General features: G+C 58.8%; 12 protein-coding genes. 5 read left to right on the top strand and 7 right to left on the bottom strand.

Annotation, left to right across the window (positions count from 1 at the left end; all coding sequences use genetic code 11):
* Positions 1–173: 173 nt before the first annotated feature.
* Positions 174–4,145 carry a trifunctional transcriptional regulator/proline dehydrogenase/L-glutamate gamma-semialdehyde dehydrogenase gene (putA, locus tag ACOWVD_RS01675; protein ID WP_033632771.1) on the top strand — a complete coding sequence of 1,324 codons (3,972 nt, stop codon included), beginning with the start codon at positions 174–176 and terminating at the stop codon, positions 4,143–4,145.
* Positions 4,146–4,469: 324 nt separating this feature from the next.
* Here putA and tcyN read toward each other — a convergent pair whose 3' ends face one another.
* The 7 genes from tcyN to ACOWVD_RS01640 all read right to left on the bottom strand — a co-directional run bounded on the left by tcyN (position 4,470) and on the right by ACOWVD_RS01640 (position 10,436).
* Positions 4,470–5,222 carry an L-cystine ABC transporter ATP-binding protein TcyN gene (gene tcyN / locus ACOWVD_RS01670; protein WP_015378232.1) on the bottom strand — a complete coding sequence of 251 codons (753 nt, stop codon included), beginning with the start codon at positions 5,220–5,222 and terminating at the stop codon, positions 4,470–4,472.
* Between the two features lie 3 nt (positions 5,223–5,225).
* The gene (tcyL, locus tag ACOWVD_RS01665) at positions 5,226–5,888 is read right to left on the bottom strand and encodes a cystine ABC transporter permease (RefSeq protein WP_015378233.1); all 663 of its coding nucleotides are present in this window, start codon (positions 5,886–5,888) and stop codon (positions 5,226–5,228) included.
* A complete protein-coding gene (tcyJ, locus tag ACOWVD_RS01660) occupies positions 5,888–6,688 on the bottom strand; it encodes a cystine ABC transporter substrate-binding protein (RefSeq protein WP_015378234.1) in 801 nt (266 codons plus the stop codon). Before tcyJ ends, tcyL begins: the two co-directional genes overlap by 1 nt.
* 115 nt (positions 6,689–6,803) lie before the next feature.
* Positions 6,804–7,796, bottom strand: coding sequence for a D-cysteine desulfhydrase (locus tag ACOWVD_RS01655; RefSeq protein ID WP_015378235.1), 993 nt, complete (start codon positions 7,794–7,796; stop codon positions 6,804–6,806).
* Between the two features lie 124 nt (positions 7,797–7,920).
* Positions 7,921–8,430, bottom strand: a complete 510-nt coding sequence (fliZ, locus tag ACOWVD_RS01650) for a flagella biosynthesis regulatory protein FliZ (protein ID WP_004934751.1) — start codon at positions 8,428–8,430, stop codon at positions 7,921–7,923.
* A gap of 54 nt (positions 8,431–8,484) precedes the next feature.
* The gene (locus tag ACOWVD_RS01645; RefSeq protein WP_016927322.1) at positions 8,485–9,207 is read right to left on the bottom strand and encodes an RNA polymerase sigma factor FliA; all 723 of its coding nucleotides are present in this window, start codon (positions 9,205–9,207) and stop codon (positions 8,485–8,487) included.
* A gap of 182 nt (positions 9,208–9,389) precedes the next feature.
* Positions 9,390–10,436: a flagellin FliC gene (locus tag ACOWVD_RS01640; protein ID WP_049240600.1), complete on the bottom strand. Its 1,047-nt coding sequence runs from the start codon at positions 10,434–10,436 to the stop codon at positions 9,390–9,392.
* Positions 10,437–10,717: 281 nt separating this feature from the next.
* Here ACOWVD_RS01640 and fliD point away from each other — a divergent pair, with 281 nt between their 5' ends.
* From fliD to ACOWVD_RS01620, 4 genes are all read left to right on the top strand, one after another.
* Positions 10,718–12,118, top strand: a complete 1,401-nt coding sequence (gene fliD / locus ACOWVD_RS01635) for a flagellar filament capping protein FliD (protein ID WP_049240601.1) — start codon at positions 10,718–10,720, stop codon at positions 12,116–12,118.
* 26 nt (positions 12,119–12,144) lie between these two features.
* Positions 12,145–12,555 carry a flagellar export chaperone FliS gene (gene fliS, locus ACOWVD_RS01630; protein WP_004934758.1) on the top strand — a complete coding sequence of 137 codons (411 nt, stop codon included), beginning with the start codon at positions 12,145–12,147 and terminating at the stop codon, positions 12,553–12,555.
* Complete coding sequence (fliT, locus tag ACOWVD_RS01625) at positions 12,555–12,923, top strand: flagella biosynthesis regulatory protein FliT (RefSeq protein ID WP_033632765.1); 369 nt, start codon at positions 12,555–12,557, stop codon at positions 12,921–12,923. Before fliS ends, fliT begins: the two co-directional genes overlap by 1 nt.
* Before the next feature lie 308 nt (positions 12,924–13,231).
* Positions 13,232–14,092, top strand: a complete 861-nt coding sequence (locus ACOWVD_RS01620; RefSeq protein ID WP_049240604.1) for a helix-turn-helix transcriptional regulator — start codon at positions 13,232–13,234, stop codon at positions 14,090–14,092.
* Positions 14,093–14,207 lie beyond the last annotated feature (115 nt).

The raw sequence follows: 14,207 nt of genomic DNA, 5'->3' as shown, positions 1-14,207 counted from the left end.
AAACTCACACTTCGCTCATCAGCCTGATTTAACAAGGTTGCACAAAGTTGCAACATGCAGGATATTGTCTGCATTCTTAACCCACACATCTCACGAACCTATCCCAACAGGCTTTCCGGCCTGCTGTTTGTCTAGCCTGATGGGATAGGTTCTAACACAGGAGTTGGACAGGCATGGGCACTACCACAATGGGCGTGAAACTCGACGAGGCAACACGCGACCGGATCAAGAGCGCCGCGCAGCGCATCGATCGCACGCCGCACTGGCTCATCAAGCAGGCCATCTTTAATTACCTCGAGCGTCTCGAGAGCGGTACCGATATCCCTGAAATTCCAGCGCTGGCCGCAGCGGGCCAGCCTGAAGCGGACGACATTATGCCGCAAGCGCAGGAAGAGTCACACCAGCCATTCCTCGATTTCGCCGAACAAATTCTGCCGCAGTCAGTCACCCGCGCCGCCATCACCGCCGCCTATCGCCGCCCGGAGACCGAAGCGGTGCCGATGTTGCTCGAACAGGCGCGATTACCCGCCGATCTTGCACAGGCTACTCATAAAATGGCCTATGGCATCGCCGAGAAATTGCGTAACCAAAAAAGTGCAAACGGCCGCGCCGGCATGGTGCAAGGCCTGCTGCAAGAGTTCTCCCTCTCCTCGCAGGAAGGTGTGGCGCTGATGTGCCTGGCGGAAGCGCTGCTGCGCATTCCGGACAAACCGACCCGCGACGCCCTGATCCGCGACAAGATCAGCAACGGCAACTGGCATTCGCACCTGGGGCGCAGCCCGTCGCTGTTCGTCAACGCCGCGACCTGGGGCCTGCTGTTTACCGGCAAGCTGGTGTCCACGCATAACGAAGCAAATCTGTCCCGATCGCTGAACCGCATTATCAGCAAGAGCGGCGAACCGCTGATCCGCAAAGGCGTGGACATGGCGATGCGCCTGATGGGCGAACAGTTCGTGACCGGCGAAACCATCGCCGAAGCGCTGGCCAACGCGCGCAAGCTGGAAGAAAAAGGCTTCCGCTACTCCTACGACATGCTGGGCGAAGCCGCCCTGACCGAAGCCGACGCCCAGGCCTACCTGGTTTCCTATCAGCAGGCGATCCACGCCATCGGCAAAGCCTCCAACGGCCGCGGCATCTATGAAGGCCCCGGCATCTCCATCAAGCTGTCCGCCCTGCACCCGCGCTACAGCCGCGCGCAGTACGAACGCGTCATGGAAGAGCTTTACCCGCGCCTGCTGTCGCTGACCCTGCAGGCACGTCAGTACGATATCGGCATCAATATCGACGCCGAAGAGGCCGATCGCCTGGAGATCTCGCTCGATCTGCTGGAGAAACTGTGCTTCGAGCCGCAGTTGGCCGGCTGGAACGGCATCGGCTTCGTGATCCAGGCCTATCAGAAACGCTGTCCGTTCGCCATCGACGCGGTGATCGACATGGCGCAACGCAGCCGCCGCCGCCTGATGATCCGTCTGGTGAAAGGCGCCTACTGGGACAGCGAAATCAAACGCGCCCAGATGGACGGCCTGGAAGGCTACCCAGTCTACACCCGCAAGGTGTACACCGACGTTTCCTACCTGGCCTGCGCCCGCAAGCTGCTGTCGGTGCCGAACCTGATCTATCCGCAGTTCGCGACCCACAACGCCCATACCCTGAGCGCCATCTATCACCTGGCCGGCAACAACTACTACCCTGGCCAGTATGAATTCCAGTGCCTGCACGGCATGGGTGAACCGCTGTACGAGCAGGTGGTGGGCAAAGTGGCCGACGGCAAACTGAACCGCCCTTGCCGCATCTACGCGCCGGTCGGCACCCATGAAACCCTGCTGGCTTACCTGGTGCGTCGCCTGCTGGAAAACGGCGCCAACACCTCGTTCGTCAACCGCATCGCCGACGCCACCCTGCCGCTCGACGAGCTGGTGGCCGATCCGGTCAGCGCCGTGGAAGCGCTGGCGGCCAGCGAAGGTCAAATTGGCCTGCCGCATCCGCGCATCCCGCTGCCGCGCGAGCTTTATGGCGAGAAACGCGTTAACTCCAGCGGTCTGGATCTGTCCAACGAACAGCGTCTGGCCTCGCTCTCCAGCGCCCTGCTCACCAGCGCCAGCCATCCGTGGCGCGCGGAACCTATCATCGACGCCGAATTGGATCAGGGCGTGGAGCAGCCGGTGATCAACCCGGCCGAGCCGGGCGATGTGGTCGGCTACGTGCGTGAAGCCACCGAAGGCGAAGTCAGCCGCGCGCTCGACGCCGCCGCGGCCGCCGGCCCAATTTGGTTCGCTACGCCGCCGACGGAACGCGCCGCGATCCTCGAACGCGCCGCCGAACTGATGGAAAGCCAGCTGCAAAGCCTGCTGGGCATTCTGGTGCGCGAAGCGGGTAAAACCTTCAACAACGCCATCGCCGAAGTGCGTGAAGCGGTCGACTTCCTGCACTACTACGCCGGCCAGGTGCGCGACGACTTCGCCAACGACAGCCACCGCCCGCTGGGCCCGGTGGTCTGCATCAGCCCGTGGAACTTCCCGCTGGCGATCTTCACCGGCCAAATCGCCGCCGCGCTGGCGGCGGGCAACAGCGTGCTGGCCAAACCGGCCGAGCAAACGCCGCTGGTGGCCGCGCAGGCGGTGCGCATCCTGCTGGAAGCCGGCATTCCGCAAGGCGTGCTGCAGCTGCTGCCGGGCCAGGGTGAAACCGTCGGCTCGACGCTGGTCAACGACGCCCGCGTCCGCGGCGTGATGTTCACCGGCTCCACTGACGTCGCCGGCATTCTGCAGCGCAGCATCGCCGGTCGTCTGGATCCGCAAGGCCGCCCGACGCCGCTGATCGCCGAAACCGGCGGCCTGAACGCCATGATCGTCGACTCCTCCGCCCTGACCGAGCAGGTGGTGACCGACGTGGTGGCCTCCGCCTTCGACAGCGCCGGGCAGCGTTGCTCCGCGCTGCGTATCCTGTGCATTCAGGAAGACGTGGCCGAGCACACGCTGCAAATGCTGCGCGGCGCGATGGCCGAATGCCGCATGGGTAACCCGGAGCGCCTGTCTACCGACGTGGGCCCGGTGATCGACGCCGAAGCCAAAACCGGCATCGAACGCCACATCCAGGCGATGCGCGCCAAAGGCCGCAAGGTGTACCAGGCCGCCAAAGGCAGCGCGCAGGATGAGAAAGAGTGGGCGCGCGGCACCTTCATCAAGCCGACGCTGATCGAACTCGACAGCTTCGACGAGCTGCAGAAAGAGATCTTTGGCCCGGTGCTGCACGTGGTGCGCTTCCAGCGCAACAATCTGGACGCGCTGGTCGATCAGATCAACGCCGCCGGTTATGGCCTGACGCTGGGCATTCACACCCGCATCGATGAAACCATCGCCCGGGTGACCGAACGCGCCAAGGTCGGCAACCTGTACGTCAACCGCAACATGGTCGGCGCAGTGGTCGGCGTGCAGCCGTTCGGCGGCGAAGGCCTGTCGGGCACCGGCCCGAAAGCCGGCGGCCCGCTGTACCTGTACCGTCTGCTGGCCAACCGTCCGGACGACGCGCTGCAACGTACGCTGCACCGCCAGGACGAAGAGCGCCCGATGGAAGCCACCGCGCGGCCGCAGCTGTTGGGGGCGCTGCAATCGCTGGAGAAATGGGCGGTCACCAGCCAGCACGGCGAACTGGCGGCATTGGCGCAGCGCTATGCGGAACTGGGCCAGGGCGGCACCGTACGTCCGCTGCCGGGCCCGACCGGCGAGCGCAATACCTATGCCCTGCTGCCGCGTGAACGCGTGCTGTGCCTGGCGGATAACGAAGCCGACGCGCTGATCCAGCTGGCCGCCGTGCTGGCGGTTGGCAGCTGTGCGCTGTGGCCGGAAGCGGAACTGCAGCGCAATCTGTTCCGCCGCTTGCCGAACGATGTGCAGGCGCGCATCGCCTTCAGCAAAGACTGGCAGCAGGATAAGGTCGAGTTCGACGCCGCCATCTACCACGGCGATGCCGACCAGCTGCGCACCCTGTGCGAGCAGATCGCCCAGCGCGGCGGCGCCATCGTCTCGGTGCAGGGCTTCGCCCACGGTGAAACCAACATCCTGTTGGAACGCCTGCTGATCGAACGTTCCCTGAGCGTCAACACCGCCGCCGCCGGCGGTAACGCCAGCCTGATGACCATCGGTTAACGCATCCTCAAGGCTGCACGCGTTGCAGCCTGATTTGCTCAGAGCTACGCAAACCCTGCACTTGTGCAGGGTTTTTTATTGTCCGCAGGCCGATCGGCCGTTAGCGCCTTGTTATCCTTACAGGGTGGGGCGTTGCTCATGGACGATAACAACATAGACGGATTACTCTGCTTGAAGGCCGCATCAAAGCGCTACGAGACGCATTGACTATCGGGTTCGGTAATATCCGAAATACGGCAGCCGCAGCGGATTTCTCGCCGCCGCCGCGCGAAACGAATGGTTGAAAGCGGAGTGAATGCAGTCGGGGGAAACGCCCCCGACGCCTTATTGATTCCGGAACTTGTCGAGGAATTGCTGGGTGCGCTGATGCTGCGGATTGGCGAACAGCGCTTTGGCCGGGCCCTGTTCGACGATGCGGCCGTGATCCATAAAGATAACCCGATCGGCCACGTCGCGAGCGAAGCTCATTTCATGGGTGACGATCACCATGGTGCGTTTCTCTTCCGCCAGTGAACGCATGGTATTGAGCACTTCTCCCACCAGCTCGGGATCGAGCGCCGACGTCGGCTCATCGAACAAAATCACCTCCGGCTGCATCGCCAGCGCGCGCGCGATCGCCACCCGCTGCTGCTGCCCGCCGGACAGCCGACGCGGATAAGCCGCCTCTTTGCCGCTCAGGCCCACCTTGGCCAGCAACGCGCGAGCGCGCTGTTCGGCGCTGGCTTTCGCCTCGCCTTTAACGATAACCGGCCCTTCAATGATGTTTTCGAGCACCGAACGGTGCGGAAACAGGTTGAAGTTCTGGAACACGAAACCGACCTGCTGGCGCAGCGCGCGCACCTGATTTTTCTGTTTGCTCAATGGCTTGCTGCCGTCGATCAGGATATCGCCGACGCGAATGGTGCCGGAATCCGGCTCCTCCAGCAGGTTGATGCAGCGCAACAAGGTGGTTTTCCCTGAGCCGCTCGGGCCGATGATCGCCACCACTTCACCGGCATCCACCGCCAGATCGATCCCATGCAGCACCGTCTGACCTTTGAACTGCTTGGTCAATTGCTTAACTTCAATGGCACTCATGCGTTACTCCTGATCCTGGCGATTAACGTGGGCTTCCAGACGGTTTTGCAGTGCGGAAAGCAGGGTCGCCATCACCCAGTAAATCAGCGATGCCGCCAGGTACATGGTGAACACTTCCAGCGTGCGCGAGGTGATGAGCTGCGCCTGGCGGAACAGTTCCGGCACCTGAATGGTAGCGGCCAGCGAGGTGTCCTTCACCAGGCCGATAAAACTGTTGCCCAGCGGCGGCAAGGCGGTGCGCGCCGCCTGCGGCAGGATCACCCGGCGCAGGGTTTGCCAACGGGTCATGCCGATACTGGCGGCGGCTTCCCACTGCCCTTTGTCGATCGACGAAATCGCCGCGCGCAGCGTTTCTGAGGTGTAGGCGGCGGTATTGAGCGACAGGCCAATCAGCGCCGCCGGGAAAGGATCGAATTCGATGCCGAACTGCGGCAAACCGTAATAGATCATAAACAGCTGGGCGATCAGCGGCGTGCCGCGGAACAGCGATACGTAAATGCGCGACAGCCATGATAGCGGCCAAAGCGGCGAAAGGCGCATCAACGCCAGCAGAAAACCCAGCAACAGGCCGAACGCCATACCGCCCAGGCTAAGCTGCAGCGTCAGTATGGCGCCCTTCAATAAAAATGGCGCTGAATCCAGCGCCAGTTGAATACTTTCGTGCATTATTTAGTTACGTCCGCGCCAAACCATTTCTCGGAGATCTTCGCCAGCGTGCCGTCTTTTTGCATCTCGGCGATCGCCTGGTCAATCGCGGCCAGCAGCTCTGGGTTATTCTTGCGCAGCGCCACGCCGGACTCCTGGCGGGAGAAGGCCGGGCCGGCCACCGCCAGCGTATCGCCGGTTTTCTTCACCAGATCCAGCGCCGCCAGGCGGTCCACCAGAATGGCGTTGATGCGGCCGACGCGCAGATCCTGATACTTGGTCGGATCATCGTCGTAAGTGCGCACGTCCACGCCCTGCACATTCTCGCGCAGCCATTGCTCATAGTTGGTGCCCAGGCCAACGCCGACCTTTTTGCCCTTCAGGTCATCCGGCTTGGTAATGGTGCCTTCGTTGCCCTTTTTCACCAGCGCCTGAATGCCGGAAACGGTGTAAGGGGTGGAGAAGTCATATTTCTTCTTGCGCTCATCGGAGAGCGTCACCTGGTTGATGACCACGTCGATGCGTTTCGAGTCCAGCGAAGCCAGCATGCCGTCCCATTTGGTCGGGTTCAGCTTGGCTTTCACGCCCAGATGTTGCGCCAGCGCGTTGGCGAAATCCACTTCGAAACCGGTCAGCTTGCCGTCTTCACCCTGGAAGCTGAACGGCGGATAAGTACCTTCCAGCCCGACGATCAGCGTGCCGCGCTGTTTCACCTGCTGCAGCAGGTTATCGGCGGCGTAGGTTTGCGTCGTCACACCGGCGGCCAACGCAATACCCACCACGCCCAACAACCATTGACGACGAACTTTCGCAAACATCATAAACACCCCTGTATGTTGTTTATCTTTTTTGATATCAGCACTTTAACAGTGCAACCGCCCGCATAAAGGAATATAACCTTATAAATATAGTTCAAAATGGAATAACACGCGGTGTTTACACCTGCGGATGGTAGGCGAACAGCGCCGGTGCACCGCCGGTGTGAACAAACAGGATGGGACCTTCGTCGCGGAAGCGCCGCTGGGCGATGCCGTCGATCAAACCGGCCATCGCTTTGCCGGTGTACACCGGATCCAGCAATACCCCCTCTTGCTGCGCCAGCAACTGCACCGCCGCCATGCCCTCTTCGTTCGGCATGCCGTACTGCGGCGCGAAGTAATCATCCCACAACGCGATCGGCGCCAGTTTGTCGATATTCAGCGAACAGGCCAGGGCTTTCTGGATTTGTTCCACCTTCGGCAGTTGATCAATCACGGTGCGCGAGACGGTCACGCCGATCAGTTCGGTTTCGGGCAGCAGCTGCTGCAGCCCCACCGCCAGCCCGGCGTGGGTGCCGGCGCTGCCGGACGCCACCACCACCGAACTGAACGCCACGTTGCTGCGTTGGCTCTGTTCGGCGATTTCCAATGCGCACTGCACGTATCCCAGCGCGCCCAGCGCATTGGAGCCGCCCACCGGCACCACGTAAGGCCGGAAGCCCTGCGCCTCGAGGCGCGTCGCCAGTTCCGCCAGTTGCTGCTGCGGATCGTGCAGCGCTTCGCACATTACCACTTCGGCGTTGAACAGGCCGAGCAACAGACGGTTGCCGTTGGTCAGGTAGTTTTCCGCGCGGGTATCGATCGGGTTTTCCAGCAACGCGACGCAGTGCAGGCCCAGTTTCGCCGCCACCGCCGCCGTCTGGCGCACGTGGTTGGATTGAATGGCGCCGGCGGTGACCAGCGTATCGGCACCTTGCCGCAACGCATCGGCGGCCAAAAACTCAAGCTTTCTCAGCTTGTTGCCGCCCATCGCCATAGGCGTGACATCGTCACGTTTAAGGTAAATTTCACGGCCGAGGTAATCGGAGAGACGGGACAGTTTTTCCAGCGGTGTGGCGACGCCAACCAGATCCAGACGCGGAAATTGCGCCAGTTGTTGTTGCAGGTTCACTACTTCCCCCCAGGGAATCGAATATCAACATCTGATAACCGATAGATTTAGCAGATGTGAACTGAATAATCATCCTTTATCACGGGGGAAACAGCAGACCCCGGCCCAGCGGCCGGGGAAAGTCTCAGTAGCTGCGCTGCCAGGCGAGATACTGATCGTACTTGCGTAGCGCAATGCGGTAGTTGTTATGCGCCGCGGTAGGCAGATCGTCGATGATGCGCTGATGACTGGCGCTGTTGGCGAATTTGTCCGCCGGATAATTCCGCGCCACCAGCATTTCATCCAGCCGGCGCAGCCGCACCACGTACTCGCGAATGGTGCTGTGGCTCATCTCGGTCTGTTCGAACAGATACTGCTTGAACGCCATAATGTCGAAATAACTCGGGTGGCTGTTGCAGGAAATCTCGCTGCAAAAGCGGCACAGCGCGGTCAGCTCGTGCTGCACGTTTTGCCAGACCGCATCGTCGATCGGCTGATCCATGCGCGCGATGGCTTCTTTATTGATTATCTTGCCGCGAAACACCAGCGCCATGCGGTCCAACAGTTTGCCGCACTGGGAGCAATGGGTCTGGCTGTGCTTGTAATCTTTCAGGTAACGGCTAAGCGGCCGTTTCTTCAACAGTATTCCTGGCATAAGGGGCAGTCCGATTGTCGCATGAGTCATCGAGTTGGGGGCGGCGCTCCGCCGTCAGGTATCGTTCGCCAGCCGCGCGCGCAGCCGTTTGATCGCCTGACTGTGCAGTTGGCTGACGCGGGATTCCCCCACGTCCAGCACGGCGCCGATCTCTTTGAGATTCAACTCTTCCTGGTAATACAGCGTCAGCACCATTTTTTCGCGCTCCGGCAACGCCTCGATGGCGTCGATCACCCGCTGGCGCAGGCTGCCTTCCAACAGGTGATGCAGCGGGTTGGCCTCCTCATGCCCTTCCAGCATCGGTTCCGCGCTCTCGCCATGCTCCTCGCGCCATTCGTCGTAGGAGAAAAGCTGGCTGTTATTGGTGTCCAACAGAATTTGACGGTACTCATCCAGCGAGATGTTCAGCGTCTGCGCCACTTCCGTTTCGCTCGCCGGGCGGCCGTAACGCTGTTCCAGTTGCCGCATCACCTGCGCGACCTCGCGCGCGTGGCGCCGCACGCTGCGCGGCACCCAGTCGCGGCTGCGCAACTCGTCGAGCATCGCGCCGCGAATGCGCTGCACCGCATAGGTGGTAAAGGCGGTTCCCTGTAGGGCGTCATAACGCTCAACGGCGTTTAATAGCCCGATTCCCCCGGCCTGCAGCAGGTCGTCAAGCTCCACGCTGGCGGGCAGCCTGACCTGCAGGCGCAACGCCTCGTGGCGCACTAACGGCACGTAGCGCAACCAGAGAGAATTTTTGTCCATCACGCCTTCGGCGGTATACAGATCGCTCACTATGTCTTAAACCTGCGGATAAGAGAGTCAGCGCTATTATGCGTAGGGGGCAGAATGCCAATCGGCTGAACAGTCGCACAAAACGGGCTTTATTTGCGCCATGTAATAACCGCGCGGTGCGCGAGCATAAAAAAACCCCGCCGAAGCGGGGTTTCTTTGCGACAGTTAATCGGGAGAGACGATTAACGCAGCAGGGACAGAACGTTCTGAGTAGACTGGTTAGCCTGTGCCAGAACAGAGGTGCCAGCCTGTTGCAGGATGTTGGCACGGCTCATGTTGGACACTTCGGTCGCGTAGTCAGCATCCTGGATACGGGACTGAGAAGCGGACAGGTTGTTAACGGTGCTGTTCAGGTTGTTGATCACAGAATCGAAACGGTTCTGTACCGCACCCAGGGAAGAACGCAGGCCGTCAACCTGAGACAGTGCTTTGTCCAGCGTTTCCAGAGGGTTGGACATCTTAACATCGCCACCTTCGGTGATTTTAGCCTTGCCTGCGGTTGCACCGTCTTCAGCGATGGTTGCTGATTTGTAAGTTTTGGCGCCTTTGGCATCAGTAGTCTCAACAAAGAAAGTATCTTTGCCATCAACGTCTTTACCCGAGAACAGCTTTTTACCTGCACCCATTGGGTCAACAGTCAGATCTTTACCACCAACGTTCACGGTACCGGTAACTTCTGCACCCAGTTTAGGACCTTTTTTGGTCACGTCGAAGCCATCCAGACCCAGTTTAGTGGAGTCGATTTTCTGCAGGTCGATATCGATGGTTTCACCGTCGTTAGCGCCAACCTGGATGGTCAGCTTCTGATCGCTGCTCAGCACTTTCACGCCGTTGAAGTCAGTCTGCTCGGAGATACGGTTGATTTCCGACATGCGCTGAGTGATTTCGTCCTGGATGGATTTCAGGTCGCTGGAAGAGTTGGAACCGTTCTGCGCCTGTACGGTCAGACGACGGATGTTCTGCAGGTTGTCGTTAACTTCGTTCAGTGCGCCTTCAGTGGTCTGCGCCAGAGAGATACCGTCGTTGGCGTTGCGGGAAGCCTGAGTCAGGCCTTTGATGTTAGCGGTGAAACGGTTGGAGATCGCCTGACCCGCAGCATCGTCTTTCGCGCTGTTGATACGCAGACCGGAAGACAGACGCTCAATCGCAGTGCCCAGAGAAGACTGAGATTTGTTCAGGTTGTTCTGCGCCATCAGAGACAGGCTGTTAGTGTTGATTACTTGTGCCATTGTTTGCTTTCCTTACGAGTCAGTTGCGTTCTTCGCAACACGGTTAAAAGGTTCGGGCTTGTTTGCCCACGGCGTCAACCACCGTCCCCTCAGGTATCGGCCCTCCCCTAACAACCTTTAGCAATTTTTTAAAATTTTTTGCGCCCGTTGCAATGGCGGAAATAACGCGCTTTTTCCCTCCTCTATTGCGCCATCGGTTTTTTGTTTTTTTCGGTAAACTTTTTCACCACTGGGCCGATAACGCGTAAAGCGAATAAAGTCATAATCAAGGAGAATTACTCATGGCAACGATCAGTTCATTAGGTCTCGGCTCAGGACTCGACCTCAATGGCTTGCTGGATAAGCTGACCAAAGCGGAACAACAGCGCCTGACCCCTTACACCACCAAGCAATCCAGCTACAACGCCCAGCTGACCGGTTACGGCACGTTGAAAGGCGCACTGGAAAAATTCGACAATCTCAGCAAAGAGATGGCGAAAGAAGATTTCTTCAAGGCCACCACCGCCACCGAACACGACGCCTTCAAGATCACCACCAACGCCAAGGCGGTGCCGGGCAACTATGTGGTGGAAGTGAACAAACTGGCGCAGGCGCAAACCCTGACCACCCAGGCGAAAGTCAGCGACCAGGGCGCTAAGTTAGGCGCTGAAGGCGTGACAGACCGCTCCCTGACCATCACCGCCGGCAACCCGCCGAAAGAAACCAAAATCCCGCTCAGCGACGATCAAACCTCGCTGGTTGAGCTGCGCGACGCCATCAACGGCGCCAAAGCCGGCGTCACCGCCAGCATCATGCGCGTCGGCGACAACGACTATCAGTTGGCGATCAGCTCCTCCACCACCGGCGAAAACAACAAGATTTCTCTGCAGGTCGATAACGACGACCAACTGGGCGATATCCTGAACTACAACGCTACCCGCGGCACCGGCACCGCCATGAAGCAGACGGTCGCGCCGCAGGATGCTGAGCTGACGGTGAACGGCACCGCTATCAAGCGCAGCACCAACTCGATCAGCGATGCCCTGCAAGGCGTCACCATCGATCTGAAAACCAAAACCAAAACCGATGAACCGCAACATTTGGTGATCAGCACCAACACCGCCGGCACCACCGACAAGATCAAAGAGTGGGTCGACAGCTATAACTCGCTGCTGGACACCTTCAACGCGTTGTCCAAGTTCACCCCGGTGAAAACCGGCGAAGCGCCAAACCCAACCAACGGCCCGCTGCTGGGCGACAACACCCTGCGCGGCATTCAGTCGTCGATCAAAAGCGCGCTGAGCGCAGCCCAGGACAACCCGGAGTTAAAAGGCCTGGGCAACCTCGGCATTTCCACCAACACCAAAACCGGCAAGCTGGAAATCGACAGCGCCAAGCTGAAGAAAGCGATGGATGAGAAGCCGGATCAAGTCAGCAACTTCTTCGTCGGTAACGGCAAAGACACTGGCATGGCCACCGAGATCCACAACGAGATCCAGAGCTACATCAAATCCGGCGGCATCATCGAGAACTCGACCAAAAGCATCAACACCAACCTCGATCGCCTGAACAGCCAGATCACAACGGTCACCGCCAGCATTCAGAACACCATCGATCGTTATAAGCAACAGTTCGTTCAGCTGGATACCATGATGTCGAAAATGAACGGCACCAGTAACTATTTGGCTCAACAGTTCAAGTAACCCTTTAACAAGGTAAAGAAAACAGCATGTATAACCGTAGCGGCACTCAGGCCTATGCACAGGTCAGTCTGGAAAGCGGCGCCATGAGCGCCAGCCCGCACCAGTTAATCGTGATGTTGTTCGACGGGGCGCTCAGCGCCCTGCTTCGCGCACGCATCCTGATGAACCAGGGCGATATCGCCGGCAAAGGCATGGCGCTGTCCAAAGCCATCAATATCATCGACAACGGCCTGAAAAGTGGCCTCGACCCTCAGCAGGGCGGCGAGATCGCCGAAAATCTGGCGGCATTGTACGACTACATGAAGCGTCGACTGATGCAGGCCAACCTGCACAACGACGAAGCGGCGATCGCCGAAGTGGTTAAACTGCTGGAAAACATCGCCGACGCCTGGCGCCAAATCGGCCCTAACTACCAACCTTCGCAGGACGCCGTGTAATGGAACGTCAACAGCAGCTGTTAGCCGCTTATCAACAAATTTATAGCCTGAGCAGCCAGATGATCGCGCTGGCGCAAACCGGGCGCTGGGAGGAGCTCGTCGAGCTCGAATTCGCTTACGTGACGGCGGTGGAAAAAACCGCCGCCTATACCGGGCAAGCCGGCCCGTCCATGGCGCTGCAGGAGATGTTGCGCAATAAGTTGCAACAGATCCTCGACAACGAAACCGAGCTCAAGCGTCTGTTACAGCAGCGAATGGATGAGCTGAAGATGCTGATCGAACAGTCCACGCGCCAGAACGTGGTCAACAATACCTACGGCCAGTTTCATGATCGTGCGCTGTTGCTGGGGGAACCACAGGTCCGATAAGATCGACAATACTGACGAAAATGGATTAAATAGCACTATGCGCTATTACTCTCGGGTTACGTTAGGATATTAATCTATGGCATTTGAATTATTCAGTTTATGGGTAATTGGTAAAATGCGCGCTTCGAGCCTGGCTCTCACTTTAATGGATAAACATCATCCCGACACGGACGTTTTCTGTTCAGCAGGAAATTGATTTTTGATAGATAAAACACGCCGCTGTGTTTCACGGCCCATGGAAAAATGTTGCTCCAACGCTGATCAAAGCGTAAAGATATTCTCAGATAATGGCTGCGAAATGAATATCGATGGAACGTACAATTAATCTCTGTCCTGGAATTGGCGCCTCAGCGCACATCATTCAGCATACTGAATTATTATTCCCTTCAGTCTATTTTGAGCAACCACATCTGTATCTGATACAACAAGGCCATAAGCGCGTACGCTGGCAACAACACGAAGTGGTCGCTCATCCCGGCGAGCTGTTGATTATCGACGGCGGGCAAACGGTGGACATTATTAACGGCCCGTCCGAAGACGGCGTATTCAGCTGTCAGTTGCTGACCTGCGATCCCCTGTTGCTCACCGTCCAACCTCCGGCGGAGGAAACGCCGGCGCCGATGCCGTTCGAGGCCGTCCTGGCGCTGCGCAACCTGCCCTGCGCCCTCAAGCACAGTTTTGAAACCACCGGTCTGGCGCTGACGCTGCGGCAACGCTTTCCCACCATCATCGTGCGGCATAAAATGCTGGAAATTCTGCTGTGGCTGGCCCAATTCGGCATTCGCTTTATTCACAACGAAGCCAAGGATCTGACGCAACGCGTGCGCCGCTGCCTGGCGACCGACCCGCACAGCATTTGGACGGCGGCCAAAGTCGCGGAAAGCCTGTCGATGAGTGAAGTGATGTTGCGCCGCAAACTGTCGATGGAAAATACCGCATTGCGCAATCTGATGATCGACGTGCGCATGAGTAGCGCGCTGGCCCTGCTGCAGTCGACCGACTGGCCGATCTCCGCCATCGCGCAACATGTGGGTTATGAAAGCGCATCGCGTTTCGCCGAACGTTTTCGCAAACGCTTCGGTTTCGCGCCTACCGCCATTCGCGGCCATCAAAGGATTATGGAACCCGGCTCTCAGGGCGTTGAGGCGATGGCCGCCGGAGAAACATAAATAGACGCGCAACAAAATGGCTTTATTTAACACAAGTCCCTAACGGTTGTAACAACGCTGAGATACGCTAAGCAACGCCCATCCGCCGAACAGCGAATTAAATGATGCGTAATGA

This window comes from Serratia sp. SA088 (genome assembly GCF_049065515.1).
GTDB lineage: Bacteria > Pseudomonadota > Gammaproteobacteria > Enterobacterales > Enterobacteriaceae > Serratia > Serratia nematodiphila.
Note: the sequence above shows the minus strand (reverse complement) of the source record. Positions and strands in the feature narration are given on the sequence as shown.

What these genes read in the sequence shown, in the direction of transcription:
- putA (WP_033632771.1), top strand. Translation starts at nt 174, where the DNA reads ATGGGCACTACCACAATGGGCGTGAAACTCGACGAGGCAACACGCGAC.
- tcyN (WP_015378232.1), bottom strand. Translation starts at nt 5,222, where the DNA reads ATGAGTGCCATTGAAGTTAAGCAATTGACCAAGCAGTTCAAAGGTCAG.
- tcyL (WP_015378233.1), bottom strand. Translation starts at nt 5,888, where the DNA reads ATGCACGAAAGTATTCAACTGGCGCTGGATTCAGCGCCATTTTTATTG.
- tcyJ (WP_015378234.1), bottom strand. Translation starts at nt 6,688, where the DNA reads ATGATGTTTGCGAAAGTTCGTCGTCAATGGTTGTTGGGCGTGGTGGGT.
- fliZ (WP_004934751.1), bottom strand. Translation starts at nt 8,430, where the DNA reads ATGCCAGGAATACTGTTGAAGAAACGGCCGCTTAGCCGTTACCTGAAA.
- ACOWVD_RS01640 (WP_049240600.1), bottom strand. Translation starts at nt 10,436, where the DNA reads ATGGCACAAGTAATCAACACTAACAGCCTGTCTCTGATGGCGCAGAAC.
- fliD (WP_049240601.1), top strand. Translation starts at nt 10,718, where the DNA reads ATGGCAACGATCAGTTCATTAGGTCTCGGCTCAGGACTCGACCTCAAT.
- fliS (WP_004934758.1), top strand. Translation starts at nt 12,145, where the DNA reads ATGTATAACCGTAGCGGCACTCAGGCCTATGCACAGGTCAGTCTGGAA.
- fliT (WP_033632765.1), top strand. Translation starts at nt 12,555, where the DNA reads ATGGAACGTCAACAGCAGCTGTTAGCCGCTTATCAACAAATTTATAGC.
- ACOWVD_RS01620 (WP_049240604.1), top strand. Translation starts at nt 13,232, where the DNA reads ATGGAACGTACAATTAATCTCTGTCCTGGAATTGGCGCCTCAGCGCAC.